This window comes from uncultured Kiloniella sp., from assembly GCF_937128705.1.
Classification (GTDB): domain Bacteria; phylum Pseudomonadota; class Alphaproteobacteria; order Kiloniellales; family Kiloniellaceae; genus Kiloniella.
Genome location: NZ_CAKZMP010000081.1, coordinates 1 through 25,961, shown reverse-complemented (window position 1 = coordinate 25,961; position 25,961 = coordinate 1). Strand labels below are relative to the sequence as shown.

Sequence of the window (25,961 nt, the reverse complement as noted above, 5' to 3'; positions counted from 1 at the left end):
CCTGTTCTTATCTATATAAAGTTGTTAATTTAATGGGGGGTGAGAAATCACCCCCTAGACTCTGTTTTTAAGCCAGCGAGCTTGTGAGGATATATGTTGGAAATTTCTCACGGTGATGTTTATCCCGTACTCCCTTTACGTGACATAGTTGTCTTCCCGCATATGATTGTTCCACTATTTGTCGGACGTGATAAATCTGTTCGTGCGCTTGAAGATGTGATGAAAGAAGACAAGCAGATACTGCTTGTGACACAGAAAAATGCATCCCAGGATGACCCAAGCCCGTCTGATATCTACACTGTAGGTACAATCGGTACGGTTCTTCAATTACTTAAGTTGCCTGATGGTACCGTTAAGGTGCTCGTTGAAGGTGTTCGTCGTGCGAAGATTACGAAATTTTCTGATAATGAAGACTTCTTCCAGGCCGAAGCTGAGCCATTGGACGATGACGAGGGTGATGAAAGAGAACTTGATGCTCTTTCAAGAAGTGTGGTTTCTCAGTTCGAGCAATACATTAAGCTGAACAAAAAAATCCCACCGGAAGTTTTGGTCTCAATTAACCAAATCGACGAATCTGGTAAGCTTGCTGATACAGTTGCATCGCATCTTTCGTTGAAGATTTCTGAAAAACAGGAACTTCTGGAATGCGAGACAATTGCTGAACGTCTGGAAAAAATTTACGGCTTTATGGAAGGCGAAATTGGCGTTCTTCAAGTCGAAAAAAGAATTAGAAATCGCGTTAAGCGCCAAATGGAAAAAACCCAACGCGAGTATTATTTGAATGAGCAACTAAAAGCTATTCAAAAAGAACTTGGCGAAGGCGAAGATGGTCGCGATGAGCTTGCCGAACTTGAAGACAAGATCGAAAAAACCAAGCTCACGAAAGAAGCTAAAGAGAAATCTACGGCGGAGCTGAAAAAGCTTCGTAACATGAGCCCGATGTCTGCGGAAGCAACGGTAGTTCGTAACTATCTTGACTGGATGCTTTCTATTCCATGGAAAAAGCGCAGCAAAATCAAAAAAGATATTCCCAATGCTGGAAAAGTTCTAGATGAAGAGCATTTCGGTCTTGAGAAGGTCAAAGAACGTATTTTGGAATATTTGGCTGTTCAGCAGCGGATGCGTAAAGTCAAAGGCCCAATCCTTTGCCTTGTTGGCCCTCCTGGAGTTGGTAAAACATCTTTGGGTAAATCGATTGCGCGGGCAACAGGACGTAACTTTGTACGTATGAGCTTGGGCGGTGTACGTGATGAATCCGAAGTGCGGGGGCATCGCAGAACCTATATCGGGTCTATGCCGGGTAAAGTTATTCAGGGAATGAAGAAGGCTAAATCGTCTAACCCGTTATTCCTGTTGGATGAGATTGATAAGCTGGGCAATGACTGGCGCGGTGATCCTTCTTCGGCTTTGCTTGAAGTTTTGGATCCGGAACAAAACAATACATTTAATGATCACTACCTCGAAGTTGATTATGATCTTTCTGATGTGATGTTTGTCACGACTGCAAACTCGTTGCGTATGCCACAGCCGTTGTTGGATCGTATGGAAATCATTCGAATCCCGGGTTATACCGAAGACGAGAAGCTGCAGATTGCGATCCGACATTTGTTGCCAAAGCAGTTAAAAGATCATGGTATCAAAAAAGAAGAGTGGTCTATTGATGATGAAGCGCTTCGCAAATTGATACAGCATTACACTCGAGAAGCAGGGGTTCGTAGTCTGGAGCGTGAAGTTGCGAAGCTGTTGCGTAAGGCTGTTAAAGAAATCGAGATGGGTACAACGGATGCAGTTCATGTGACCGTTGATAACCTTGGTGATTTTGCTGGTATTCAACGTTATCGTTACGGTGAAGCTGAACAGAAAGATCTTGTCGGTGTTGTTACCGGTCTTGCCTGGACAGAAGTTGGTGGTGAACTCCTGACAATCGAATCTGTGACTGTTGCAGGTAAGGGTAAAGTTTCTGCGACAGGTAAACTTGGGGATGTGATGAAGGAATCTATCCAGGCTGCAGAATATTTTGTGAAGAGTCGTAGTCTGGAATTTGGCATCAAGCCGTCTCTATTCGATAAAAAAGACATCCACGTACACGTTCCAGAGGGGGCGACTCCTAAAGATGGGCCTTCGGCTGGTGTGGCGATGGTGACCTCGATCGTCTCTGTTTTGACAGGAACACCGATTCGACACGATGTTGCTATGACTGGTGAGGTAACATTGCGTGGTCGTGTGCTGCCAATTGGCGGTTTGAAAGAAAAAATGATGGCTGCGCTTCGTGGAAATATCAAAACGGTCATTATTCCGCAGGAAAATGAGAAAGATTTAGCCGATATTCCTGATAATGTTCTTCAGGGACTCAAGGTAATTCCTTGTTCTACGGTCGATGAGGTCCTTAAAGCGGCGCTTTCAGAGAATCTGACGCCGATAGAGGATTGGAACGAAGGAAGTGATGCTGAAAAGCATCATGAAGGCGATCGTGAAGGGGTAATTACGCACTAGTTGTGCTTTTTGTGGGGCAAGATAGATAAAATGCGACCAAAACCCTTGGGATTCGGACGTTTCTTGCATTGACGTCGCTGCCATTAGCGATCTACAATTGCCCCACAATCAAGAAGTCGTTAGACACTTTTTTTCAATCTTACCCGTATAATTAGAGGGGGGGTCAACCATGAATAAAAATGATTTGGTCGCAGCTGTAGCTGATAAAACAGGTCTATCTAAGGCCGATGCAGGTAAAGCTATCGACGGTGTATTCGAAGCTGTAACAGATGCTCTAACTGGTGGTGACGAAGTTCGTCTCGTTGGTTTTGGTACTTTCAGTGTAGCAGCACGTGCTGCTTCTCAGGGTCGTAACCCACGTACTGGTGAGGTTATCCAGATTCCTGCTTCTAAGCAGCCTAAATTTAAAGCCGGTAAAGGCTTGAAAGACGCTGTAAACAAGTAATAACTGTTTGTAGTTGCTTATGAAAAACCGGTTAGCGATCAGCTAGCCGGTTTTTTTTTGTTTATTGTCAATTTTGTGTAATTTTACCCTTGCCAAGGAACGCGAATCACCTTAAAAGCTCCTTCATCAGACGAGACGTCTGGTGGGCGATTAGCTCAGTTGGTAGAGCATCTCGTTTACACCGAGAGGGTCGGCAGTTCGAGCCTGTCATCGCCCACCAGACGTCTTATAAAAACGGCGCTTCAAATAATTGAAGCGCCGTTTTTGCGTCTATAAATCAGTGTCTTGTACTTTTGATATAGAATATCAAAAGCCGTTCTAGACGTTATCGGTAAGCTTTTACACGATCCATTTCATTCTGGCATTTCATTCTGGTTGATCGCTTACTTAATAGAGCGATCAGTCAGCTGTAATTAATCCAATAAACGTTCGTTAGGCTTGCTGTGAAGGTGATGGATTGAAAATAGCTCGAGGAGAGAGAGACATCATCATGATAAAGCTCTCATGGCTGTGAGTTTTAACCCCTCGACGTGCGCTCTTTAACCAACAACCAGCTGTTTTAGCTGTAGGGTCTCGTACTCTAGTTCATTAAGTCGGTAGTTCACCACATCACCGATCGTGACGACACCTATCAGCTTGTTATTCTCTACCACTGGCATGTGTCGAAAGCGACCATCTGTCATGCGGCGGAGGACGGATACAAGTGCTTCGTCCCGAGTGCACACTTCTACTTCACTGGTCATAACTTGCTCGACTTTATGGGGTAGGGTGCGTCCGGGCGTTTCTGCGAGTTTCCGAACAATATCTCGTTCAGAGAGAATGCCGAGCAACGTACCGCCAGAATCGGAAACAACCAAGGCCCCAATCCGTTTTTCGCTGAGAAGTTCGACTGCTTTTCCGAGAGTGTCTTGAGGGTTAATCGAAAAAACAGCATCGCCTTTGTTAGCGATAATATTTTGTACGGTGGCTGTTCCGGCAGCAAAGTTTGATTGCGCCGACTGGCTAACTGTTTTTTTTTGCTGGTTGTCACTTTTTCTTGGTGCTTGATAGGTCGTAGGCATAAGAAAGCATCCTGACTTGATTGTCATTATGGACTGTGCTTAATAACTATAAGACAAATCATTTACTTAGGGAAGTCTTGCTTTTTGATCACGATAACTCTTGCCCCTTGGTGCGCGACGTTAATTTTCGTAATCGCCTGTATGGCTGGCTATAAATATCGCCGAGTGTGGAAAGCCGAAGGGCCGACTTGGCAACTGTGGATTTCCGGCCTTGTTGCAGCAAGTTGCCTATTGATATTAGGATTTGTGCCTCTCACAACAGGATCTTAGTAAACAGATTCCCCAGATTTTTTTATGACAAGAAAATAGATACAAAAAATCCTCTCTAATCAGATAATTAGAGAGGATTTTTATGACGAGGGAGTCTGTTCGTTATCTAACTAGATTGATTCTGTTTTTCCCGTGCGCGCGGGCAACTTAGTCTGTCACGAAGAGGACTGTTTGGATCGACTTCTTTATTGCAGACCAAGCAATGATCAGCGCCACTGATGGCGTTTAAGCCACCACAGCTGCCCTTAATCGTCTTGCCCTGCATAATAACACCAATGGCCATGCCTAGGACGAGTAGGGCTAAGATGCCGAATGCTAATAAGAAGGTAGCCACTGGTCAGTTATCCAATCTCTAAGCTTGCATGTCGCTAAAGCGCGTGCTTGGCGTTGTGATAAACTTAGTATGGGTAGCATTGCTATCACGTTCAATGAACAATACGGCCATATCAAGATTATTTGCAATTTCCAGACCGCGCTCTTTACCAAGAACAAGCATGGCAGTTGCCCAAGCATCAGCCAGCATCGCATTTTCTGTTAGTACTGTTACAGACGCAGTTGTGTGAGTAATCGGGCGACCTGTTTGAGCGTCGATGATGTGTGAATAACGCACACCGTCCTGCTCGAAATAGTTCCGGTAGTCACCAGATGTCGCCATGCCAAGGTTTGAAAGGCCAACAACTTCTTGCATTGTACGGTCATGTGCATCTGGTGTCTCAATACCGATTTGCCATGGTGTACCATCTGGATTGAGACCCGCAGTGTATAGGTCGCCACCAATCTCTACCATAAAGTCTTTGATGCCGTGGCTCTCAAGCTTACGGGCAATTACATCAACGCCATAACCTTTGCCAATAGCAGAGAGATAAATTTCTGTTTCAGGTGTTTGTTTCTGAAGCGATTGATCAGAAACACGTAAGGTCCGGCTTTGACCTGACGCGCGAAGTGCAGTTTCAATTGCCTCTGCTGTCGGTGTCTGTGCAGTGTTGCCTACTGAACCAAAACCCCACAGATCAATCAATGGACCGAGAGTAACATCAAACTGCCCGTCGCTTGCGGTGTGAACGGCATTGGCAGCATTCATAACCTCTGCAAGTGCAGGAGAAACAGTGACCGAGTCGGTTGATGTCGAGGCATTGAAGCGTGAGATTTCAGATGCAGGGTCCCAGTTAGATAGCTGTGTGTTTACTTGCAACAAAGCTGAATCAATATCTTTACGCAGCTGTTCTTCTGATAAAGCCTGTGTGTGATCGACTGCTACTATAGAGTAGTTGGTGCCCATGGTGAGACCGGCGACTTTTAACACCGATGATGAAGATCCTAATTTGCAAGCACTCAATGCAGCGAGGCAAGCAGGCATGATCATGAAATTACGGCGCGAAATGAGGAAATTATCCGGCACTATTAAGGCCTCCGTGCTAATATAAAAGCTAGTTTCATTGGCTTATGGGCGAGTTTTATAGCAGATTCAACAAAAAATTAAGTCTTTGTGCCCAAAAAAGTACTTTAAGAGGCCGCATAATTGTCGCATAAGAGCTAAAAATTTTTACAGGACTGCATAAACGTGCCGAAATTCTCGTTACGAAAAGGTCTTGATGTTCCTGTGCTGGGGGCACCCGAGCCTGGAATCAAAGATCCTGCTACAGTTGGCTCCGTTGCTATATTAGGCGCGGACTATATTGGCCTGAAACCGCGCCTTTCGGTTCAGGAAGGGGATGTCGTTGCGGCAGGAACCCCTATTCTATCTCATAAAGACACACCTGAAGTTCTTATCACATCACCAGTTTCTGGTCGGATTAGAGCGATCAATCGAGGCGCACGACGTGTCTTGATCAGTGTCGTAATTGACATTGATGAGACGGCTGCTGAACCGATTGATTTTTCTAGCGTGGGTGATGTCTCTACTGCAGAAGGTTTGGTTGAGCGTCTTTGTGCTGCTGGACTTTGGACGTCGTTTCGCACGAGACCTTATTCGAAGGTTCCTGTACCGGACAGCAGACCGTCAGCCATTTTTGTGACGGCGATGGATTCAGAGCCGCTCTCGGCTGATCCTGCAGAGATCATCGCTGATGAAGCAAAGGATTTTCGCAAAGGACTGGAAGCGATTACGCTGCTTACAGAGGGTAAAACCTATCTTTGCCAAGCTCCAGATGTTGATATTCCAGGTTCAGACCTTTCAGACGTAACTGTTGCCAGTTTTTCTGGGCCTCATCCTGCTGGCTTGGCTGGAACACATATACATTTTCTTGAGCCACCAAAAGGTGATCAAGCTGTTTGGACAATAGGCTATTCGGATGTCATTTCGATCGGCAAGTTGATTTCAACTGGGTGTTATGATGCAAGCCGTGTTGTTGCATTGTCTGGTCCTCTTTGCGCTAATCCTCGTTTGGTTCGCACGATTGCTGGTGCATCGATGGCAGATCTGGTTGCCCAAGATATTCCCGGTGATGTGCCTGTTCGCATGATTTCAGGGTCAATTCTTAGTGGGCGTATGGGCGAGGGCGAAGATGGATACCTTGGCCGCTACGCACGTCAGATTACATTGATCGAAGAAGACCAAAAACAGATCACGATGGGTTGGATTCTCCCAATGCCGTCGAAATATTCAGTACAACCTGTATTGGGATCTGCTTTCTCTAAGAAGCTTTATGCTTTGACGTCAAACCTCAACGGTGGTCGTAGAGCTATGGTGCCGCTTGGTACTTTTGAAGAGCTTATGCCGCAGGATTATTTACCAACTCAGCTCTTACGTGCGCTTTTGGTGATGGACACCGATCAGGCACAGGCACTCGGTGCACTGGAATTGGACGAAGAAGATCTTGGCGTAGTCGGCTTTGCTTGCCCAGCCAAGTATGAATATGGCACGGCGCTACGCGACTGCCTTAACAAGATCGAAAAGGAGGGCTGATCTCGTGGGTATTCGCAACTTTTTCGATCGTATAGAGCCTCATTTCACGAATGGTGGTAAATACGAGAAGTTCTTCCCCATCTATGAAATGGTTGAGAGCTTTCTCTACACGCCAAAAACGGTGACGAAAGTCGCTCCGCATGCAAGATCTTATGTGGATATGAAGCGGATCATGACCTATGTGGTCATTGCGACGATCCCTTGTATTCTGATCGGGCTGTATAATGTCGGTTTTCAGACGAATACGGCAATGGAAGTTCATAATTCGTCCGGTTGGCGGGTATGGCTTCTTGATTTATTAGGGGTTGGTTTTGACCCTAATAATCCGATAGCCAATTTCTTACATGGTCTGCTTTATTTCCTTCCGATTTATATCGTAACACTTGTTGTTGGCGGTATTTGGGAAGTCATCTTTGCGACGGTGCGTGGTCACGAAGTTAACGAAGGTTTTCTAGTTACTTCAATGCTTTATGCGTTGATTTTACCACCAAGTGCCCCTTTGTGGCAGGTTGCTCTAGGTATTTCTTTTGGCGTTGTTATCGGTAAAGAGGTATTTGGCGGAACTGGGAAGAACTTTCTTAACCCTGCGCTTACCGGACGTGCTTTCCTTTACTTTGCATATCCAGCACAAATGTCGGGCGAAACTATTTGGACACCTGTCGATGGTTTCTCTGGCGCGACGGCCCTTTCTGTCAGCGCTTCTGAAGGATTCTCGGAACTTGCTGCTCGTGGGATTGATTGGACAAGCGCCTTTCTTGGTACGATCCAAGGATCTATTGGCGAAACCTCTACATTGGCCTGTTTAATTGGGTTGAGCTTTTTGCTGATTACCAAGATTGCCAATTGGCGTCTTGTCGTTGGTTGTTTGGGCGGTATGATCGGCTTTTCTTTGCTTCTCAATTGGGTTGGGTCTGACAGTAACCCGATGTTTGCAATGCCGTGGTATTGGCATCTTGTAACGGGTGGTTTTGCTTTTGGTCTTGCCTTTATGGTTACGGAACCTGTTTCTGCCAGCCACACCAACGTTGGGCGTTATATCTATGGCGCGTTGATTGGTTTTATGGTGGTCATGATCCGGGTAATTAATCCGGCTTTCCCCGAGGGAATGATGCTTGCCATTTTATTCGGAAACGTCTTTGCGCCACTGATCGATTATTTTGTGGTACAAGCCAATATTAAGCGGAGGGCAAAGCGTAATGCCTGACGAAAATAAAAAACCTGGATTGTTACGCCGTTTTCTTGACACGCCCCCTGATTCAGTGGGCAAAACGGTAGTTGTAGCTGTAACGCTTTGTCTTGTGGCTTCGATGATTGTGTCTGCTGTTGCGGTGTCGTTGAGACCTGTGCAGGAAATCAACAAGCTTAAAGACAAGCAAATCAACATTCTGCAGGTGGCCGGGCTTTATAGTCCAGGTACAGATGTGACAGAGGCTTTCAAGGTTTTCGAACCACATGTGCTAGAGCTTGCAACAGGTGAATTTACGGATCAATTCGACGTAAACACATTTGATGACCGTGCTGCTGCAGATGACCCTGAATTGTCTGTTGAATTGACAGATGATCCGGCGTCGATTGGTCGGCAAGCCAAGTTTGTGACTGTGTACCTCCTGCGTAATGAAGATGGCAGTCTCGATAAGGTGATCTTACCTCTACATGGGTATGGACTTTGGTCGACGCTTTATGGGTTCATTGCTGTTGAAGAAAACGCCAACGATATTTTTGGATTACAGTTCTACAGTCATGCTGAAACGCCGGGCCTTGGTGCTGAAGTTGACAATCCGCGCTGGAAATCACTATGGCGTGGTAAAAAGCTTTATGATGAGAATGACGTGCTACAGATTACAGTTGCTAAAACGGCACCGCCTGCTGGTCAGGAATTCCATGTCGACGCTTTGGCCGGTGCAACACTGACGTCTAATGGCGTAGATAATCTGGTACGTTTCTGGATGGGTAAGGCGGGATATGCTCCTTTCCTAGAATCAGTTAAAGCGGGAGAGATCTAATGGCGCAGACTCCTAAAGAACTTATTCTCGACCCGATGGTCGATAACAATCCGATTACGCTACAGGTTCTTGGTATCTGTTCAGCGCTGGCGGTAACATCTTCTTTGCAGGTGGCTTTTGTTATGGCCCTTGCTGTAACAGCGGTTACAGCATTTGCATCGATGTTCATTTCCATGATCCGAAATCAAATCCCTGGTTCCATCCGGATTATTGTACAGATGGTGATTATTGCGTCACTTGTGATTGTCGTTGATCAGGTTCTCAAGGCCTATGCTTTCGAGATTTCCAAAACGCTTTCTGTCTTTGTCGGTTTGATTATCACCAACTGTATTGTGATGGGGCGTGCTGAAGCCTTTGCGATGAAAAATCCGCCGATTGCATCTTTCATTGATGGAATTGGTAATGGTTTGGGTTACGGATTGATTTTGATGCTTGTTGGTGTGATCCGTGAGCTTTTCGGTTCTGGCTCGCTTTTTGGGGTGACGATACTTGAGACTGTGAATAACGGTGGTTGGTATGTACCGAACGGTCTTTTGCTACTGCCTCCTTCAGCTTTCTTTGTCATTGGTCTGCTTATCTGGGCGTTCCGTGCTTGGAAACCAGAGCAAGTTGAAGAGCGTGATTATAAAATTCAAGTGGTTGAGGAACACTAATGGAAGAGCTGATCTCTTTAGCCGTAAAGGCGGTTTTCGTTGAAAATCTGGCGCTTTCATTTTTCCTGGGCATGTGCACCTTTATTGCTGTGTCGAAAAAGATCGCGACTGCTATCGGCCTCGGTATTTCTGTGATGGTTGTTCAGGCTATTACGGTGCCTGCAAATAATCTGATCCTGACTTACCTTCTGGCGCCGGGGGCTCTTTCTTGGGCCGGGTTTGATAATGTCGATCTGACCTTTCTTGGTCTGATTTCTTACATCGGCGTTATTGCGGCGTTGGTTCAGATACTTGAAATGGTTTTGGATAAATATTTCCCACCGCTTTACAACGCTTTGGGTGTGTTCTTGCCGTTGATTACAGTGAACTGCGCTATTCTTGGTGGCTCGCTCTTTATGGTCGAGCGCGACTATAGTTTTGCAGAGGCAACGACCTACGGCATTTCTTCCGGTTTTGGTTGGGCTTTGGCAATCACGGCGATGGCTGGTGTTCGCGAAAAACTAAAGTATTCGGATATACCTGACGGTCTTCAGGGCCTAGGTATTACCTTCATCACTGCCGGCCTTATGGCGATGGCCTTCATGTCCTTTAGTGGCGTGAAATTGTAAAGGGGAGGCTCAATTGATCACATTTGGATTAGGCATCCTGCTTTTTACACTGATCGTTCTGGCGCTTGTCACGATTATTCTTGCTGCACGCTCTAAACTGGTTTCTACCGGAAACGTTGATATCACTATTAACGGTGAGAAAACAATTTCGGTTCCGGCTGGTGGAAAGTTGTTGCAAACATTGGCTGAACAGAAGCTTTTTGTGCCTTCTGCTTGTGGTGGTGGTGGTACCTGCGCGCAATGCCGGGTGAAAATTTTCTCAGGCGGAGGCTCTATTCTGCCGACCGAAGAAGGCCACATCACTAAACGAGAGGCCTCTTGCGGGGATCGCCTATCCTGCCAAGTTGCAGTTAAGCAGGATATGGAAATCGAAGTTCCTGAAGAAGTCTTTGGTGTTAAGAAATGGGAATGTACGGTTCGTTCTAACGAGAACGTGGCGACCTTTATTAAGTCATTGATTCTTGATTTGCCCGAAGGCGAGGATGTGAATTTCCGCGCTGGTGGATACATTCAGATCGAAGCGCCGGCACATAAACTGACATATAAAGATTTCGACGTTGAAGAAGAATACCGGGAAGATTGGGACAAGTTCAATCTTTGGCAATTCGAATCGACTGTTGCCGAGCCTGTTGAGCGTGCTTATTCCATGGCGAACTACCCGGAAGAACGTGGAATGATTATGCTTAATGTCCGTGTGGCATCGCCGCCACCCGGTACACAAGGTATTCCTCCGGGACAGATGTCATCTTATATCTTCAACCTGAAGCCTGGGGACAAGGTGACGATCTCTGGTCCGTTCGGTGAATTTTTTGCTCGTGATACTGATAAGGAAATGGTCTTTATCGGTGGCGGTGCTGGTATGGCACCGATGCGCAGTCACATTTTTGACCAGCTTAAGCGTCTAAAGAATAAGGATCGTAAGATCACATTCTGGTACGGTGCACGGTCAAAACGGGAAATGTTCTTTGTAGAAGACTTTGATCAGTTGGCTGCCGAGTTTCCAAACTTTACCTGGCATGTGGCGCTATCTGATGCCTTGCCAGAAGATGATTGGGATGGTTACACGGGCTTTATTCATAACGTGCTTTATGATGAGTATCTTAAGAACCATGCGGCACCAGAAGATTGTGAATATTATATGTGCGGTCCGCCGATCATGAATTCCTCGGTAATTAACATGCTCCTTGAGCTTGGAGTCGACCGAGAAGATATTATGTTAGACGATTTCGGTGGCTAACATCGAAACTGAAAATGGTCAGAGTAATGCTCTGGCCATTTTTTTATGTGGTTGTCTTTTTAATCTTTTATAGGCGTAGCGTTCATGGGGCCTCGATGTCGTTAATCTATATGTAATTTTCTTATTAGTTTCTTTTTCCTATATAAAAAATGAGCTCAAGATTTGTATGAAAAGACTTTCTCTTAGAGTCTCTACAAAATTGAACGCGATTCTATATTTTTATGTGGGGAAGAGAGGGCAAGTTTTTCAACTATTACCGCTCTTAAATCGATTCGTTAGATCATTGATGCTAAAGGATTTTCTTCTTATTTTAGGCTTTATTCAAAAAACTAAAAAAAAACTGTCAAAAATCTATTCCGTCGCTTGACAGGGGGTGGGTACTACACTAAATAAACCCTCGTCCGCAGGGATGGTTATGTGGGGGTGTAGCTCAGTTGGTTAGAGCGCTGGCCTGTCACGCCAGAGGTCGCGAGTTCAAGTCTCGTCATCCTCGCCATCATTTCTTATGATACTCCTTATATCCCTTAAGACATTGCAAATGTTTATCCTGTAGAACGGAATGTGTTTTCATGAGTTCTTCGGTTAATACTTGATTCCGCTACTGGGATAATACGATTTTTTCTGGATTGTGGCGATTCTATGTTTGCTTATGTCGCCTTTGGGCGATATTTAATACATACTTAAAAAATAGGGCCATAAAGGCCTCTTGTCATATTCGACATGAAAGGTGATTTGCGCGGTAACCCTCGTGCAGATTGTATGGAGAGATGGGCTTAGATGGGATGTTGGCGGAATACCTGCCAATTCTGATCTTTCTCGGAATTGCAGTGGGTCTGGCTATCGCAATGATGCTGGCTTCTGTTATCATGGCTAAACAGCACCCTGATTCAGAGAAAATCAGTACTTATGAGTGTGGCTTCGAAGCGTTTGATGACGCGCGTGGCCGTTTTGATGTGCGCTTCTACCTAGTGGCAATCCTCTTCATTATTTTCGACCTTGAAGTCGCCTTCCTGTTCCCTTGGGCCGTATCACTGGGTGATATCGGTCTCTTTGGTTTCTGGTCGATGGTGGTCTTTTTGGTCATTTTGACGATTGGCTTTGCATACGAATGGAAGAAAGGGGCATTGGAATGGGAGTAATCTCTAATCCAGCTCTCAAGCAAGGGGCACCGCTGCCGCCAGGTCCGGAGCAAGATCTTGTTCTGCAAAACGTTGGCGAAGAACTCGCTGAACGTGGCTTTGTGTTGGCGCGTATGGATCAGCTTACAGGTTGGGCACAGTCTGGGTCTTTGTGGCCGATGACTTTTGGTTTGGCTTGTTGCGCGGTGGAAATGATGCACGCGGCGTGTAGCCGTTATGACATGGACCGTTTTGGCATGGTTTTCCGCCCGTCGCCTCGTCAGTCAGATGTGATGATTGTTGCTGGTACACTTACCAACAAAATGGCGCCGGCCTTGCGTAAGGTTTATGATCAGATGCCTGAACCTCGTTGGGTTATCTCAATGGGGTCTTGTGCAAATGGCGGCGGCTATTATCACTATTCTTATTCTGTCGTTCGTGGCTGTGACAGAGTTGTTCCTGTAGATATTTATGTTCCTGGGTGCCCGCCGACGGCTGAGGCGCTTATTTATGGCATTCTACAGCTTCAAAAGAAAATCAAACGAACCGCGAAATTCCGCAGGTAGCCTATCTCGGGCATTCCTAAATACTGGTGAACCATATGAATCAGGCTTTACTGGACTTGGGCGATTTTATCGCCACTACCTTGGGAGAGGCGGTAACTGGAACTGAGCTTATAAATGACGAACTTGTCATCTGGGCAAAGTCAGATACCCTCCTTCAGGTTATAAAGTTCCTAAGAGACAATCAAAACTGTCAATTCAGGCAGCTGGTGGAATTGACTGCGGTCGATTACCCGGCCAGAGAAGAGCGTTTTGAAATCGTTTACTGTCTTCTATCTCTTACCCATAATCAGCGTATCAAGATCAAGTTTTCAACAAGCGATGAAACGCCAGTTGAATCCGTGACAGGGCTTTTCAGTTCTGCGATCTGGTACGAACGTGAAGTATGGGATATGTACGGCATTTTCTTTGCCAACCATCCGGATCTTCGTCGTATACTGACCGATTACGGTTTCGAAGGGCATCCGCTACGCAAAGACTTCCCGCTTACAGGCTATGTAGAAGTCAGGTATGACGAGACACAAAAGCGTGTTGTGTATGAACCTGTGAAATTGACACAGGAATTCCGGAACTTCGATTTCTCCAGCCCGTGGGAAGGTATTGTGAACCTGCCAGGGGATGAAAAGGCCGAACAGGAAAATGAAGAGGGGGCTGCTTAATGGCTGAAGCAACGATTAAGCCGCTTACGCTGAACTTTGGTCCTCAGCATCCGGCTGCGCATGGTGTTCTTCGTCTTGTTATGGAAATGGACGGCGAGATCATTGAGCGGGCAGACCCGCATATTGGTTTGCTACACCGCGGAACAGAGAAGCTTATTGAATATAAGACCTATTTACAGGCAATTCCTTATTTTGACCGCCTTGATTATGTCGCGCCGATGAACCAAGAACATGTTTTTGCTCTTGCTGTTGAAAAGATGCTTGATATCGAAGTACCAAAGCGTGGTCAGTATATCCGTGTTCTCTATTGTGAAATTGGCCGTATTCTAAATCATCTTTTGAATATCACGACCTTTGCGATTGATGTTGGTGCTATGACACCAATCCTTTGGGGCTTTGAACAACGTGAAATCTTGATGGAATTCTACGAGCGTGCTTGTGGTGCCAGATTACACGCTGCTTACTTCCGTCCGGGTGGTGTCCATCAGGACCTTCCTGCCGGATTACTGTCTGATATTTCAGAATTTTGCGAGAATTTCCCGTCCTTTATTGACGATCTCGAAGGTTTGCTGACTGAAAACAGAATTTTCCGTCAAAGGACCGTTGATATCGGTGTCATGAACTTTGACGAAGCGATGGATTGGGGGCTTTCTGGTCCCATGATCCGTGGTTCCGGTATCGCATGGGATCTTCGTAAATCACAGCCTTACGATTGTTATGACGAACTGGATTTTGATATTCCAGTTGGGAAGAACGGTGATTGTTTCGACAGATATCTTGTTCGTGTCGAAGAGATGCGCCAGTCCTTGCATATTATGAAGCAGTGCATCGAGAAAATGCCCGAAGGGCCTGTCCTTGCACCAAATCACAAAGTTACCCCTCCGCGTCGTGATGACATGAAGCGCTCTATGGAAGCGTTGATCCATCACTTCAAACTTTATACAGAAGGTTTCCACGTTCCTGCCGGTGAAACTTACATTGCGGTCGAAGCTCCTAAGGGGGAGTTCGGTGTTTATCTTGTCGCTGACGGATCAAACAAACCGTACCGCTGTAAAATCAAAGCACCGGGATTTGCGCACCTAGCTGCCATGGATTATATGTGCCGAGGGCACATGTTGGCTGATAGTGTTGCTATTCTGGGTTCAATGGATATCGTCTTCGGCGAGGTTGACCGATGAAAACCAGTAGTTTTCCAAAAGCCAAAACAGGCGACTTTAAGTTTACCGAAGAAAACCTTCGTGAAGCAGAAAAGATTGTTGCCAAGTACCCTGAAGGCCGTCAGGCCAGCGCGATCATTAGTCTATTCTATATCGCGCAAAAACAGAACGACGGCTGGCTACCGCCCGAAGCAATTGAATATGTTGCTGAATATCTCGAAATTGCGCCAATTCGTGCACACGAGGTTGCAACCTTTTACACGATGTTTAACCTTAAACCTGTTGGTAAGTACTTTATCCAGGTTTGCCGGACAACACCGTGCTGGTTAAACGGATCAGACAACATTCTGAAAGCGGCAATGGATAAAATTGGCGTTAGTAAGGTTGGTGATGTCAGTGAAGATGGTCTTTTCTCGGTTGTTGAAGTTGAATGTATGGGCGCGTGTTGTAATGCGCCAATGGTTCAGATCAACGATTGGTATTACGAAGATCTTTCCCCTGAACGCATGATGGAAATTGTCGAAGAGCTTCGCGCAGGCAAAGATGTGCCAATCGGATCACAAATTGGCCGTCTTACATCTGCGCCAGAGGGTGAGCGTACAACCCTAAAAGGGGGTGAATGATGCCACTTTTAGGTGATAAAGATCGTATTTTCCAAAATCTTTACGGACAGGACGATTGGGGTCTTGAAGGCGCGAAGAAACGCGGCATCTGGATAAACACTAAAGATCTGGTTGCTCTCGGTCGTGAAGAGATCGTCAATCGTATGAAAGACTCTGGCCTGCGTGGTCGTGGCGGTGCGGGTTTCCCGGCTGGCATTAAATGGTCATTCATGCCGAAAGAAGATCCAAGCCGTCCAAGTTATCTGGTTGTTAATGCCGATGAGTCAGAGCCGGGGTCCTGTAAAGACCGTGAGATCATGCGCAATGATCCACATACGCTTATCGAAGGTTGCCTGATTGCTGGTTTCGCAATGGGCGCTCATACGGCTTACATCTATATTCGTGGTGAGTATTATCTAGAATCCACGCGCTTGGAAGCTGCCATCGAGCAGGCAAGAGCTGATGGATTACTGGGTGATGATGCTTGCGGTTCTGGCTGGGCATTTGATGTCCACGTTCACCGTGGTGCTGGTGCCTATATCTGTGGTGAGGAAACCGCCCTTCTGGAGAGTTTGGAAGGTAAAAAAGGTCAACCTCGTCTGAAGCCGCCATTCCCTGCGGCCTGTGGTCTGTATGGATGTCCAACAACTGTGACCAATGTGGAAACAGTTGCGGTGTCGCCGACCATCTTGCGCAGAGGACCTGATTGGTGGAAACAGTTTGGCCGCGAAAATAACACCGGGACAAAGATTTTCTCTATCTCTGGTCATGTAAACAAGCCGTGTAACGTAGAGGAAGCGATGAGTATTCCTCTGCGTGAGCTTATTGAAAAGCATGCGGGTGGTGTTCGTGGCGGTTGGGATAATCTGCTTGCAGTAATTCCGGGTGGATCATCCGTTCCGATGCTGCCAAAGCATGTGTGTGATACCATGACCATGGATTTCGATGCATTACGCGAAGCGGGTTCCGGTTTGGGAACAGCGGCGGTTATCGTGATGGACAAGTCCACCGATGTTGTCGAAGCTATCTGCCGACTTTCACATTTCTATCAACACGAAAGCTGTGGCCAGTGTACGCCATGCCGCGAAGGAACGGGATGGATGTTCCGTCTTATGCAGCGCATGGTTCGCGGCGAAGCTGATGTTGAAGAAATCGATATGCTTTGGGATGTTACAAAGCAGGTTGAAGGTCACACAATTTGTGCGCTTGGTGATGCTGCAGCTTGGCCAATTCAGGGCTTGATCCGGAATTTCCGTCCGGAATTAGAGCGCCGGATTAACGAATACAAGCAATCGCGCCAGGCAGCGGAGTAGGAGAGACTGATGCCAAAGTTGACGATTGACGGTAAAGAGATTGAAGTCGCAGACGGCCTGACAGTTCTTCAGGCATGCGAACTTGCGGGGGCAGAAATTCCACGTTTCTGTTACCACGAACGTCTTTCCGTCGCCGGTAATTGCCGGATGTGTCTGGTCGAAATGGAACGTGCCCCGAAACCGATTGCATCTTGTGCAATGCCGGTTGGCGAAGGCATGGTGATCAAGACAGATACCGAGGTTGTTCAAAAAGCCCGTAAAGGGGTGATGGAATTCCTTTTGATCAATCACCCGCTTGATTGCCCTATCTGCGATCAGGGTGGTGAGTGTGATCTTCAGGATCAGGCCATGGCCTTTGGTCTTGATCACGGACGTTACAAAGAAAGCAAACGTGCGGTTACTGAAAAATACATGGGGCCATTGATCAAGACGATCATGACCCGCTGTATTCAATGTACACGTTGCGTGCGTTTTTCGACTGAGGTTGCTGGTATTGAAGAAGTTGGCCTTTTAAATCGTGGTGGTCATGTTGAGATCACGACTTTGGAAAAGGCTGTTAATACTGAACTGTCCGGTAATTTGGTTGATGTTTGCCCTGTCGGCGCGCTGACGTCCAAACCTTATGCATTCAATGCCCGTCCTTGGGAATTGAAAAAGGTAAACTCCATTGATGTGATGGACGCTGTCGGGTCTAACATTCGTATTGATGTTCGCGGCCGTGAAGTTCTTCGTGTTCTTCCGCGTATCCATGAAGATGTGAACGAAGAGTGGATCACTGATAAAACCCGTTACATTACAGATGGTTTGAGCCGTCAGCGTATTGATCGCCCCTATGTCCGTGTTGATGGCAAGTTGAAAGCGGCATCTTGGGATGAAGCTTTTGCCGCAATCAAAGGGAAACTATCTCCTCTTAAAGGGAATGAAATTGCGGCGATTTCTGGCGATCTGAACGACGCAGAATCCATGGTGGCTCTGAAAGACTTCATGGCTAATCTGGGATCTGAAAATATCGACTGTCGTCAGGACGGTGCCAAGTTGAGCGTTGATGATCGTTCAACCTATCTCTTTAACAGCTCTATCGCTGGTATTGAAGAAGCCGACGCTGTTCTTCTTGTCGGAACAAATCCACGTTGGGAAGCCGCACTTATTAACGCAAGGTTGCGCAAACGCTTCCTGGAAGGTGGCTTTAAAGTAGGTATGATCGGTGAAGCCGCTGATCTGACTTATGAATATGAGTACTTAGGTGCAGGCCCGGACACTTTGAAAGAAGTTACATCTGGTAAAAGCTCTTTTGCTGATGTGCTGAAGGACGCCAAGAAGCCAATGATTATTGTTGGTATGGGCGCGTTGACCCGGGATGATGGTGCTGCAGTTCTTGCTGAAGCAAAAGCGATTGCCGATAAATACGGTCTTGTTCAGGATGACTGGAACGGTTTCAATGTTCTTCATACGGCAGCTTCTCGTGTTGCTGGCCTGGATCTAGGCTTGGTTCCGGGCAAAAATGGTGTCGATGTTGCTGGTATTCTTGACGGTGCTGAAAAGGGATCGATCAAAGCTGTTTATCTGTTAGGTGCAGACGAGATTGATACTTCCAAGCTGAAGAATGCTTTTGTGATCTATCAAGGGCACCATGGGGATGCAGGCGCTTCGGCTGCGGATGTGATTTTACCGGGTGCGGCCTATACCGAGAAAAACGGCACCTATGTAAATACAGAAGGCCGCGTTCAATTGGGACGTCTTGCGACGTTCCCTCCGGGTGAAGCCAGAGAAGATTGGACTATTCTTCGCGCATTGTCAGAACAGGTTGGTGAGGCACTGCCTTATGATAACCTTGGGCAACTGCGTCAAAGAATGATCGATGTTAATCCTGTCTTTGCTGCAATTGATCAGGTCTCAACAACTGGCTTGGGCGATGTTGCGAAGAGCAAGGAAAAGCTATCTTCTGATCCTTTCACAAGTAACATCAAGAATTTCTATATGACTGATCCGATCAGCCGTTCATCTGAAACGATGTCTGCCTGTACAGAGCAATTTGTACTGGGTAAAGAGCAGGGAGCTACTGGAACAAATGGTTGAATTCTGGGAAGGATACGCTCTGCCAACGATCATGATCGTTGCGCAAATTATGGTAATTGTCGGTCCTTTGCTGATCGCGGTGGCCTATCTTACGCTGGCGGAACGTAAAGTTATCGGTGCGATGCAACTTCGCAAAGGACCAAACGTTGTTGGGCCTTTTGGTGCATTGCAGCCTTTTGCGGATGCGGTCAAGTTGATGATGAAGGAAACCATTCTTCCTTCGGGATCGAACAAGATCATCTTCATTATGGCACCAATGCTAACCTTTATTCTTAGTCTTGTTGCTTGGGCCGTTATTCCTTTTGGCGAAGGTCTGGTTGTTAGTGATATTAACGTTGGTATTCTCTACCTTTTCGCGATCTCATCATTGGGTGTTTATGGCGTGATCATGGCGGGATGGGCTTCTAACTCGAAGTATCCTTTCATTGGTGCCCTTCGTTCAGCGGCGCAGATGGTGTCCTACGAAGTTTCCATGGGCTTGGTGATTGTTACGGTTCTTTTGTGCGTAGGATCATTGAACCTGTCAGATATCGTGATGGCGCAAAAAGGGAATTATGGCCTTTTGAACTGGTATGCGTTCCCGTTGCTGCCTATGTTTGTGATCTTCTTCATTTCCATTCTCGCTGAAACAAACCGCTCACCATTCGATTTACCCGAAGGTGAATCAGAAATCGTGGCTGGTTTCATGGTTGAGTATTCTTCCATGAGCTTTGCGTTATTCTTCCTTGGGGAATACGCAAACATGATCCTGATGAGTGCAATGGCTACAATTCTTTTCCTTGGTGGTTGGTTGCCGCCTTTGGATATTGCGCCGTTGAACTGGATACCTGGGCCTGTTTGGTTCTCATTGAAGATTGCAATGGTTCTTTTCTGTTTCCTATGGGTTCGTGCCACATTCCCGCGCTTCCGTTATGACCAACTGATGCGTTTGGGATGGAAAGTCTTCCTGCCGTTTTCCCTGTTATGGGTATTCCTGACGGCTGGGGTACTGGTTGGTTTTGACCTGTTACCAGTGGCTCAATAGGAGATCTGGTGATGGAAAAGAAAATAATAAAAAGAAATATGGAGAGATAGAGGACGATGGCTTTTATGAAAAACCCAGTCCGCAGTCTTCTTTTGACCGAACTGCTTTCCGGAATGGCCTTGACGCTTAAGTACTTCTTTAAGCCAAAGGTCACCCTTAACTACCCATACGAAAAAGGGCCAATTAGCCCCCGTTTTCGTGGAGAGCATGCTTTGCGCCGCTACCCGAATGGGGAAGAGCGTTGTATCGCCTGTAAACTGTGTGAAGCTATTTGCCCGGCACAGGCGATTACAATCGAAGCTGAGCCGCGTGATGACGGCAGTCGCCGTACAACACGCTATGACATTGATATGACGAAGTGTATCTATTGCGGATTTTGCCAAGAGGCTTGCCCGGTGGACGCAATTGTCGAGGGACCAAATTTTGAGTTTGCGACTGAGACACGTGAAGAGCTTTTCTATGATAAAGACAAGCTGCTTGCGAATGGCGACCGTTGGGAAACCGAAATTGCGCAGAACATCGCGTTGGATACTCCTTACCGCTAAAAGCTTGGGATAAAAAAGTGTTTATGAAAAAAATCATATGCCAACACCAGGCCTATAAAGAAAGGGTAGCCAAATGATCGTTCAGGCGCTCGTCTTCTATCTATTTGCAGCAGTTGCCATTGCTTCGGCAGTTATGGTGATTTCTTCCAAGAACCCGGTTCATTCGGTTCTGTTCCTTATCCTCTGCTTCTTTAATGCGGCTGGTCTTTTTGTGCTGATGGGGGCTGAATTCCTCGCGATGATCCTCGTGGTCGTCTATGTCGGGGCTGTGGCAGTTCTCTTCCTCTTTGTTGTTATGATGCTTGATATCAATATCGAGCGCGCACGACAGGGCTTTAAGCAATATTTGCTGATTGGCGGTTCTATCGGTCTGGTTCTCTTTTTGGAACTTGTCGTGATCTTGTCTTCATCATTCACAGCACCTGATGTTGTGGCTACGGCGGCTGTGCCAATTCCCGATATGGACACTGTTCATAACACGCGGGCTTTGGGGCAGGTGCTTTACACTAAATACGCATACCTCTTCCAAGCTTGTGGTTTGATCTTATTGGTTGCGATGGTCGGAGCAATTGTTCTGACGCTCCGTCAGCGTGACGGTGTTCGTAAACAGGTTATTTCTGATCAAATCAACCGTAGTCGTGAAGAGTCCGTTGAAATCAAAAAAGTATCCAGCGGGAGTGGAATCTAACCATGTTAGAAATTGGTCTAGCCCATTACCTGGTTGTCGCGGCTGTTCTGTTTACCCTAGGCATCTTTGGTATCTTTCTTAATAGAAAGAACGTCATTGTTATTATGATGTCTATTGAGCTTATGCTCTTGGCCGTGAACATCAATTTTGTGGCTTTCTCTACCCATATGGGTGATCTGGTTGGTCAGGTCTTCGCCGTCTTTATTTTAACTGTTGCTGCTGCTGAGGCGGCGATCGGTCTGGCGATCCTGGTTATCTACTTCCGTAATCGCGGGTCAATCGCGGTTGAAGATATCAACATGATGAAAGGCTAATCCGACGATGGAAAACTTTATAGTCTTTCTCCCTCTGTTAGGTTCATTTATTGCTGGCCTGTTTGGCAAGTGGATCGGCGATCGCGGAGCCCAAGTACTAACCACTGGGTTACTACTTGTATCAGCTGTTTTATCATTCGTTGTTTTCTTTGATGTCGCCATTGATGGAAACGCGCGGACAACACATTTGTTTACCTGGATTAATTCGGGTGATTTTCAATTATCTTGGGCGTTGAAAATTGATACGCTGACAGCCGTAATGCTGATTGTTGTAACTGTTGTCTCTTCAATGGTGCATCTTTATTCAATCGGTTACATGTCCGAAGACAAGTCAATTACGCGTTTCTTCTCGTATCTGTCACTTTTCACCTTCTTCATGTTAATGCTGGTTACTTCTGACAATCTTGTTCAGATGTTCTTTGGTTGGGAAGGTGTTGGGCTGGCGTCATACCTGCTGATTGGTTTTTGGTATGAAAAGGCGTCGGCTTGTTCGGCAGCAATGAAAGCGTTTCTGGTCAACCGCGTTGCTGATATTGGCTTCGCCCTTGGAATCATGGGTGTCTTTGTTCTCTTTGGTTCGGTCAACTTTGCTGAAATCTTCCCTCAGGCAGAGGGGCTATCGACAGCTCAGTTCACATTCCTTGGTTATGAAGGGCATGCCCTGACAATTATTTGTCTGCTGCTCTTTGTTGGTGCAATGGGCAAATCAGCTCAACTTGGTCTGCACACATGGCTGCCAGATGCGATGGAAGGCCCGACGCCTGTTTCTGCACTTATTCATGCGGCGACAATGGTGACCGCGGGTATCTTCATGCTTTGTCGTTTCTCGCCTGTGTTTGAATATGCACCTGCTGCGTTGGAAGTTGTTACTTACGTTGGTGCCGCAACGGCCTTCTTTGCGGCAACAATTGGTCTGACTCAGTTTGATATCAAGCGGGTGATTGCCTATTCAACCTGTTCACAGCTTGGCTATATGTTCTTTGCTATCGGTGTATCTGCTTATGGTGGTGCTATTTTCCACCTGATGACACACGCTTTCTTTAAAGCGCTGTTGTTCTTAGGTGCAGGTTCTGTGATCCATGCGATGCATCACGAACAGGATATGCGTAAGATGGGTGGTATCTGGAAAATGATTCCAGCGACTTATCTTCTTATGTGGATCGGATCAATTGCCTTGGCTGGTATTCCACCGCTTTCTGGATATTTCTCGAAAGATCTTATCCTTGAAGCTGCTTATGCTGATCATTCCACACAGGGTATGTTTGCCTTCTGGGCGGGGACAGCTGCTGCCTTTATGACAGCATTTTATTCCTGGCGTCTGCTGATCATGACCTTCCATGGTAATCCGCGTGCGGATGAACACACAATGAAGGGCGTTCACGAATCACCAATGGTGATGATGATCCCATTACTTGTTCTGGGTGTTGGTGCTCTCTTTGCTGGGTGGTTGGGATACAACTACTTCGTTGGTGATCTTAAAACAGAATTTTGGGGTGATTCACTTCTGGTTCTAGCTGCAAATGACACGGTTGAAGCGGCACACCATGTTCCGACATGGGTGAAGCTTGTACCATTAATTGCAGCGATCAGCGGGATTGTTCTGGCATATGTCTTCTATATGTTCGTGCCAAGCCTTCCGGCGACTTTCGTGTCAATCATCAAACCAGTCCATACTTTTGTTTACAGAAAATGGATGTTTGATGAACTCTATGACTTTCTCTTTGTACGTCCTGCCGTCAAGATTGGCCGCTTCCTCTGGAAATCCGGGGATGGTGCTGTAATTGATGCTTACGGACCAGATGGGGTGAGTTCTCTTACACGCATTCTTGCGGGTAAAGCGAGCCGTCTGCAAAGCGGATATGTCTATCATTACGCATTTGCCATGTTAATCGGGGTCGTTGCCCTGATTACTTGGTATATCGTTTCCAACGCAGGTTAAGGGCTATGCAAGATCATATTCTCTCAATTGTGACCTTTGCCCCTTTGTTGGGTGCGCTTATCATTCTTCTTATCCGGGGGGATAATGAAGAGGCCGTTGCTAAAAACTCACGCTGGGTTGCCCTTTGGGTATCCGGGGTGACGTTTGCGGTTTCTCTTCTTCTCTGGACTGGGTTTGAACGCGGAACTGCCGAGTTCCAGTTTGTGGAAGAAGTTGAATGGATGCCTTCGCTTGGCCTGTCTTATCGTATGGGCGTCGATGGTATCTCTGTTCTCTTTGTTCTGCTTTCAACACTTCTGACGCCAATTTGCATTATCTCTTCATGGGGTGCTGTGAACAAGCGTGTGAAGGAATACATGGTTTCTTTCCTTATTCTTGAAACCATGATGGTCGGCATGTTCTGTGCGCTTGATATTGTTGTCTTCTATATCTTCTTCGAAGGTGTGTTGATCCCGATGTTCCTGATCATCGGTGTTTGGGGCGGTGCGCGTCGTGTTTATGCGGCTTTCAAACTGTTCCTTTATACACTTGCAGGATCTGTATTGATGCTGGTTGCCATTTTGGCAATGTATTCATTCGCAGGAACAACGGATATCACGACGTTGATGACAACCACTTTCCCGTCGGAAATGCAGAAGTGGCTTTGGATAGCCTTCTTTGCTTCCTTTGCGGTTAAAGTGCCGATGTGGCCCGTTCATACGTGGTTGCCAGACGCACACGTGGAAGCCCCAACAGCTGGATCTGTTATTCTTGCCGGGGTTCTGTTGAAAATGGGGGCTTATGGCTTCCTGCGTTTCTCGCTACCAATGATGCCTGAAGCCTCTGTATACTTCACACCTTTGGTTTATACGCTTTCTATTGTCGCGGTGATCTATACATCACTTGTTGCTTTGGCGCAGGAAGATATGAAAAAGCTGATTGCTTATTCTTCTGTTGCACATATGGGCTATGTGACAATCGGTATCTTTGCCGCGAACCAACAAGGTATCGAAGGCGCAATTTATCAGATGCTGTCACATGGTGTTGTTTCTGCGGCACTCTTCCTTTGTGTTGGCGTTATTTATGACCGTATGCATACACGTATGATTGCGGCGTATGGTGGCGTTGTGGACAGGATGCCTGTCTATGCCCTGATGTTCATGGTCTTTATGCTTGCGTCAGTCGGCTTGCCAGGAACAGGTGGTTTTGTTGGCGAATTCCTTGTTTTGGTCGGGGCGTTTAAAGCAAACACATGGGTTGCTGCACTTGCTGCAACAGGTATGGTCTTGGGCGCAGCCTACATGCTTTACCTTTATCGCAAGGTAATCTTCGGGAAACTGGAAAAAGATGATGTGAAGGCACTTCTGGATCTCAACTGGAGAGAAAAAGCTGTCTTTGCACCTTTGATCATTCTTACACTGTGGATGGGGATTTATCCACCGAGCTTCCTGGATATCATGTCTGCATCCGTAAGTAATCTTGTCACTAACTATGAGACTGCAATCGCAGCCTCGAACGCCGCGCCGATGTTTGCGCAGGTCTTTGGTCAATAGAGGGGCTATCAAGATGATCACAACAGATCTATCAATGGCATTGCCCGAGATTTTCCTGGCATGTTCTGCAACGGTGCTGCTGCTTTACGGAGCTTATGCGGGCAATAAAACAGCTGGTTTTGTTTCGGCTTTGTCGGTTGCTGTCATTGCTGTCGCTTTCGGCCTGATCTTCTTTGGCGGTCAAAAACAAGGTTTAGCATTCGGTGGCCTCTTTGTTGTTGATGCCTATGCGAACTATATGAAGCTTGTTGCTTTGACGGCATCTGGCTTTGGTATTTTGATGACCCAGCGCTTCGTTGAACGTGAAGGCATGGCAAGGTTTGAAATTCCTGTGCTGATGGTCTTGGCGACGCTCGGCATGATGATGATGATCTCGTCAAATGACTTGATGTCACTATATGTCGGTCTGGAACTTCAAAGCTTGGCACTTTATGTCATTGCAGCCATTCGCCGTGAGAACCTGCGTTCTTCAGAAGCTGGCTTGAAGTACTTTGTGCTCGGTGCCTTGTCTTCGGGGATGTTGTTATACGGTTGTTCCATGATCTATGGATTTACTGGAACCACAGACTTTGACACGCTGGGAACTGTTATTTCTGGCCTTGCTGCTGGTGATCAGTCTCCACAAGTTGGTCTTGTTGTCGGGCTGGTTTTTGTTTGTGCTGCTATCGCGTTCAAAATTTCTGCAGTACCATTCCATATGTGGACACCGGATGTGTACGAAGGTGCACCAACACCTGTGACAGCCTTTTTTGCGTC

General features: G+C 46.6%; 25 protein-coding genes and 2 tRNA genes. 24 read left to right on the top strand and 3 right to left on the bottom strand.

The window, feature by feature from the left end; all coding sequences use genetic code 11:
• The first annotated feature begins 93 nt into the window (after positions 1-93).
• The 3 genes from lon (at position 94) to Q0241_RS04750 (ending at position 3,158) form a co-directional block, all read left to right on the top strand.
• Positions 94-2,493 (top strand): endopeptidase La, encoded by a 2,400-nt coding sequence (gene lon, locus Q0241_RS04760; RefSeq protein ID WP_299373923.1) that lies wholly within the window; start codon positions 94-96, stop codon positions 2,491-2,493.
• 169 nt (positions 2,494-2,662) lie between these two features.
• Positions 2,663-2,938 (top strand): HU family DNA-binding protein, encoded by a 276-nt coding sequence (locus tag Q0241_RS04755; protein ID WP_046505047.1) that lies wholly within the window; start codon positions 2,663-2,665, stop codon positions 2,936-2,938.
• Positions 2,939-3,082: 144 nt separating this feature from the next.
• Positions 3,083-3,158 (top strand) — tRNA-Val (locus Q0241_RS04750).
• A gap of 319 nt (positions 3,159-3,477) precedes the next feature.
• On the opposite strand, the gene Q0241_RS04745 is transcribed toward Q0241_RS04750, so the two are convergent.
• From Q0241_RS04745 to Q0241_RS04735, 3 genes are all read right to left on the bottom strand, one after another.
• On the bottom strand, positions 3,478-3,999 hold the full coding sequence (locus tag Q0241_RS04745) for a CBS domain-containing protein (RefSeq protein WP_299373915.1): 522 nt from the start codon (positions 3,997-3,999) through the stop codon (positions 3,478-3,480).
• A 376-nt stretch (positions 4,000-4,375) separates the two neighbouring features.
• Positions 4,376-4,603 carry a (Na+)-NQR maturation NqrM gene (gene nqrM / locus Q0241_RS04740; protein WP_299373912.1) on the bottom strand — a complete coding sequence of 76 codons (228 nt, stop codon included), beginning with the start codon at positions 4,601-4,603 and terminating at the stop codon, positions 4,376-4,378.
• A gap of 18 nt (positions 4,604-4,621) precedes the next feature.
• Entirely contained in the window at positions 4,622-5,668 is a 1,047-nt protein-coding gene (locus tag Q0241_RS04735; RefSeq protein WP_299373909.1) for an FAD:protein FMN transferase, read from the bottom strand.
• A gap of 162 nt (positions 5,669-5,830) precedes the next feature.
• Here Q0241_RS04735 and Q0241_RS04730 point away from each other — a divergent pair, with 162 nt between their 5' ends.
• The 21 genes from Q0241_RS04730 to Q0241_RS04630 all read left to right on the top strand — a co-directional run.
• Positions 5,831-7,174, top strand: a complete 1,344-nt coding sequence (locus Q0241_RS04730; protein ID WP_299373906.1) for a Na(+)-translocating NADH-quinone reductase subunit A — start codon at positions 5,831-5,833, stop codon at positions 7,172-7,174.
• A gap of 4 nt (positions 7,175-7,178) precedes the next feature.
• A complete protein-coding gene (locus Q0241_RS04725) occupies positions 7,179-8,378 on the top strand; it encodes an NADH:ubiquinone reductase (Na(+)-transporting) subunit B (protein WP_299373904.1) in 1,200 nt (399 codons plus the stop codon).
• Positions 8,371-9,177 carry a Na(+)-translocating NADH-quinone reductase subunit C gene (locus tag Q0241_RS04720; protein WP_299373902.1) on the top strand — a complete coding sequence of 269 codons (807 nt, stop codon included), beginning with the start codon at positions 8,371-8,373 and terminating at the stop codon, positions 9,175-9,177. The genes Q0241_RS04725 and Q0241_RS04720 overlap by 8 nt, the downstream gene beginning before the upstream one ends.
• Positions 9,177-9,830: an NADH:ubiquinone reductase (Na(+)-transporting) subunit D gene (locus tag Q0241_RS04715; RefSeq protein ID WP_299373899.1), complete on the top strand. Its 654-nt coding sequence runs from the start codon at positions 9,177-9,179 to the stop codon at positions 9,828-9,830. Before Q0241_RS04720 ends, Q0241_RS04715 begins: the two co-directional genes overlap by 1 nt.
• Entirely contained in the window at positions 9,830-10,438 is a 609-nt protein-coding gene (gene nqrE, locus Q0241_RS04710) for an NADH:ubiquinone reductase (Na(+)-transporting) subunit E (RefSeq protein WP_299373896.1), read from the top strand. Before Q0241_RS04715 ends, nqrE begins: the two co-directional genes overlap by 1 nt.
• Before the next feature lie 13 nt (positions 10,439-10,451).
• Positions 10,452-11,675: an NADH:ubiquinone reductase (Na(+)-transporting) subunit F gene (nqrF, locus tag Q0241_RS04705; protein ID WP_299373893.1), complete on the top strand. Its 1,224-nt coding sequence runs from the start codon at positions 10,452-10,454 to the stop codon at positions 11,673-11,675.
• Between the two features lie 419 nt (positions 11,676-12,094).
• Positions 12,095-12,171: transfer RNA gene (locus tag Q0241_RS04700), tRNA-Asp, on the top strand.
• Positions 12,172-12,442: 271 nt separating this feature from the next.
• On the top strand, positions 12,443-12,814 hold the full coding sequence (locus tag Q0241_RS04695) for an NADH-quinone oxidoreductase subunit A (protein ID WP_299373890.1): 372 nt from the start codon (positions 12,443-12,445) through the stop codon (positions 12,812-12,814).
• Positions 12,805-13,359: an NADH-quinone oxidoreductase subunit B family protein gene (locus Q0241_RS04690; RefSeq protein WP_046505071.1), complete on the top strand. Its 555-nt coding sequence runs from the start codon at positions 12,805-12,807 to the stop codon at positions 13,357-13,359. Before Q0241_RS04695 ends, Q0241_RS04690 begins: the two co-directional genes overlap by 10 nt.
• A 35-nt stretch (positions 13,360-13,394) precedes the next feature.
• Positions 13,395-14,015 (top strand): NADH-quinone oxidoreductase subunit C, encoded by a 621-nt coding sequence (locus tag Q0241_RS04685; protein WP_299373884.1) that lies wholly within the window; start codon positions 13,395-13,397, stop codon positions 14,013-14,015.
• Positions 14,015-15,193 (top strand): NADH-quinone oxidoreductase subunit D, encoded by a 1,179-nt coding sequence (locus Q0241_RS04680; protein WP_299373880.1) that lies wholly within the window; start codon positions 14,015-14,017, stop codon positions 15,191-15,193. The genes Q0241_RS04685 and Q0241_RS04680 overlap by 1 nt, the downstream gene beginning before the upstream one ends.
• Complete coding sequence (gene nuoE / locus Q0241_RS04675) at positions 15,190-15,795, top strand: NADH-quinone oxidoreductase subunit NuoE (RefSeq protein WP_047763578.1); 606 nt, start codon at positions 15,190-15,192, stop codon at positions 15,793-15,795. Before Q0241_RS04680 ends, nuoE begins: the two co-directional genes overlap by 4 nt.
• On the top strand, positions 15,795-17,087 hold the full coding sequence (gene nuoF / locus Q0241_RS04670) for an NADH-quinone oxidoreductase subunit NuoF (RefSeq protein ID WP_299373984.1): 1,293 nt from the start codon (positions 15,795-15,797) through the stop codon (positions 17,085-17,087). Before nuoE ends, nuoF begins: the two co-directional genes overlap by 1 nt.
• Before the next feature lie 9 nt (positions 17,088-17,096).
• Positions 17,097-19,163: an NADH-quinone oxidoreductase subunit NuoG gene (gene nuoG, locus Q0241_RS04665; protein WP_299373874.1), complete on the top strand. Its 2,067-nt coding sequence runs from the start codon at positions 17,097-17,099 to the stop codon at positions 19,161-19,163.
• The gene (nuoH, locus tag Q0241_RS04660; RefSeq protein WP_299373871.1) at positions 19,156-20,187 is read left to right on the top strand and encodes an NADH-quinone oxidoreductase subunit NuoH; all 1,032 of its coding nucleotides are present in this window, start codon (positions 19,156-19,158) and stop codon (positions 20,185-20,187) included. The genes nuoG and nuoH overlap by 8 nt, the downstream gene beginning before the upstream one ends.
• A 56-nt stretch (positions 20,188-20,243) precedes the next feature.
• Entirely contained in the window at positions 20,244-20,732 is a 489-nt protein-coding gene (nuoI, locus tag Q0241_RS04655) for an NADH-quinone oxidoreductase subunit NuoI (RefSeq protein WP_299373868.1), read from the top strand.
• Positions 20,733-20,805: 73 nt separating this feature from the next.
• Positions 20,806-21,420: an NADH-quinone oxidoreductase subunit J gene (locus tag Q0241_RS04650; RefSeq protein WP_299373865.1), complete on the top strand. Its 615-nt coding sequence runs from the start codon at positions 20,806-20,808 to the stop codon at positions 21,418-21,420.
• A gap of 2 nt (positions 21,421-21,422) precedes the next feature.
• Positions 21,423-21,734: an NADH-quinone oxidoreductase subunit NuoK gene (gene nuoK, locus Q0241_RS04645; protein ID WP_046505092.1), complete on the top strand. Its 312-nt coding sequence runs from the start codon at positions 21,423-21,425 to the stop codon at positions 21,732-21,734.
• A gap of 7 nt (positions 21,735-21,741) precedes the next feature.
• Positions 21,742-23,673: an NADH-quinone oxidoreductase subunit L gene (gene nuoL, locus Q0241_RS04640; RefSeq protein WP_299373856.1), complete on the top strand. Its 1,932-nt coding sequence runs from the start codon at positions 21,742-21,744 to the stop codon at positions 23,671-23,673.
• Between the two features lie 5 nt (positions 23,674-23,678).
• On the top strand, positions 23,679-25,205 hold the full coding sequence (locus Q0241_RS04635) for an NADH-quinone oxidoreductase subunit M (RefSeq protein WP_299373853.1): 1,527 nt from the start codon (positions 23,679-23,681) through the stop codon (positions 25,203-25,205).
• Positions 25,206-25,218: 13 nt separating this feature from the next.
• The coding region (locus tag Q0241_RS04630) for an NADH-quinone oxidoreductase subunit N (protein ID WP_299373850.1) at positions 25,219-25,961 on the top strand (743 nt) is incomplete at its 3' end.